Raw genomic sequence first — 1,959 nt, 5'->3', positions numbered from 1 at the left:
TGCGAACGCCGGTTGCGCCAGCCATGCGCCCAGGGCGGCGGCCAGCGGGCCGATTCCGGCGGCCAGCGCCAGCACCGCGCCCAGGGCGGCGGCGAGCATCGGCGCACGCGCGCGGAGGAAAGAGTCAGTCATCGTGTCGATCGGTGGTGCCGGGCAGGGACGGCGGCAATTGCAGATGGAAGCCGCAGCCGGCGAGGTTGGCGCGCACCGCGGCCGGATCGGCGCGGGCCAGCGTGCGTTCGGCGGTCAACGCCACCTCGAGCACGAACGCCAGCGGCTGCAGCGACGCCAGCAGCGCCGGCGGCAGACGGCCGAAGTCGTCGCGGGCGGCGAGATACAGATAGGTGTCCGGCTTGCGTTGGCTTTTGTAGACGTAGGCTTGCATGCCCGTGGCGTGCGCCTGGCGTGGAAAGGCAAGCGATTGTGGAGGAAATGCGCCAGCGGCGAAAGCGCACGCCGGCCCTGCGCTGAACGGATCCGGGCGCGGGCGCTATTCACGTTTGCGTCGTGGGCGTTTCACGGCATGACCGAATGCGTCGATATACTGCGGCGATTGTCCTTGTATGGAATACCGCGTGACCGAAGCGTCCTCGTCGCCCCGCATGGCCCCGGTGGCCATCCGCGCCTACACCGCGACCAACGCGCTCGGCAGCGGACTGCACGCCCAGGCCGCGGCGCTGCGCGAGGGCCGCAGCGGCCTGCGTCGCAACGACTTCGGTCCGCAACCGCTGGAATGCTGGATCGGCCGGGTGGACGCGCTGGAAACCGCCGCGCTGCCGGAGGCCCTGGCCGCGTGGGAATGCCGCAACAACCGCCTGGCCTGGCTCGCCCTGCAGCAGGACGGCATGGCCGCGGCCGTGGCCGCCGCGGCGCAACGGCACGGCGCCGAACGGGTGGCGGTGGTGATGGGCACCTCCACCTCCAGCATCGGCGCCAGCGAGGAGGCCTACACCCGGCTCGAGCACGATGCGGAGGGTCCGCGCATGCCGGCCGACCTGGACCGGCCGATCGTGCACACCCCGCATTCGCTCGGCGATTTCGTGCGCGCCGCCACCGGCCTGCGCGGTCCGTGCATCACTGTCGCGACCGCCTGCTCGTCCAGCGCCAAGGTGTTCGCCCAGGCGGCGCGGCTGATCGCCGCCGGCGTGGTCGATGCGGCCCTGGTCGGCGGCGTGGACACGCTGTGCGGCAGCGTGCTGTTCGGCTTCAACTCGCTGCAGGTGGTGTCGCCGGAGCCATGCCGGCCGTTCGACGTGCGCCGGGTCGGGCTGTCGCTGGGCGAGGCCGGCGGCTACGCACTGCTGGAACGCGCCGATGCCGCCGACGCGCCGCCGGCGCAGGCGCTGCTGTGCGGCTACGGCGAATCCAGCGACGCCCACCACATGTCCGCGCCGCATCCGCAGGGGCTGGGCGCCGGCCTGGCGATGCGCGGCGCGTTGCAGCGCGCCGGCGTGGACCCGGCCGAGGTCGGGTATCTCAACCTGCACGGCACCGCGACCCCGGCCAACGACAGCGTCGAGGCCGCCGCGGTGGCGGCGCTGTTCCCGCCGACCCTGCATGCCAGTTCGACCAAGGCCTGGACCGGGCACACGCTCGGCGCCGCCGGCATCGTCGAGTCGGTGTTCGCGCTGCTGGCGCTGCGCGACGGCCTGCTGCCCGGCACCCTCAACAGCGAACTGCCCGACCCCGCCTGCGGCCCGCAGATCCGCTTCGCCACCGCCCATGCACAGGTCCGCTACGCGATGAACAACTCCTTCGGCTTCGGCGGCAACAACTGCTCGCTGCTGTTCGGCCGCGCATGAGCACGCCCATGCTGAGCGCGACGATCGAAGGCATCGGGTTCTGGGCGCCTGGCCTGCCGTCGTGGACGCTGGCGCAGGCGTTCGCGCGCGGCGACGGCGCGCCGCTGGAGACGCCCGGACGGCCGTCGCCGCAGCTGCTGGCGCCGAACGAGCGCCA

The 1,959-nt window shown here is 72.9% G+C and carries 2 protein-coding genes and 1 pseudogene; 2 read left to right on the top strand and 1 reads right to left on the bottom strand.

Translation table 11 applies throughout. The annotated features are described in order from the left end of the window. Positions 1–124: 124 nt before the first annotated feature. Entirely contained in the window at positions 125–385 is a 261-nt protein-coding gene (locus tag D183_RS0113305) for a YcgL domain-containing protein (protein WP_017909431.1), read from the bottom strand. 217 nt (positions 386–602) lie between these two features. Between D183_RS0113305 and D183_RS0113300 the strand changes: the two genes are divergently transcribed. Both D183_RS0113300 and D183_RS28245 read left to right on the top strand, forming a co-directional pair. After that, positions 603–1,802 carry a beta-ketoacyl-[acyl-carrier-protein] synthase family protein gene (locus D183_RS0113300; RefSeq protein WP_026144449.1) on the top strand — a complete coding sequence of 400 codons (1,200 nt, stop codon included), beginning with the start codon at positions 603–605 and terminating at the stop codon, positions 1,800–1,802. A gap of 8 nt (positions 1,803–1,810) precedes the next feature. Next, positions 1,811–1,959, top strand: a pseudogene (locus D183_RS28245) (beta-ketoacyl synthase chain length factor); the annotation flags it as partial.

It is taken from the genome of Xanthomonas sp. SHU 199, from assembly GCF_000364665.1.
Taxonomy (GTDB): Bacteria; Pseudomonadota; Gammaproteobacteria; order Xanthomonadales; family Xanthomonadaceae; genus Xanthomonas_A; species Xanthomonas_A sontii.
Note: the sequence above shows the minus strand (reverse complement) of the source record. Positions and strands in the feature narration are given on the sequence as shown.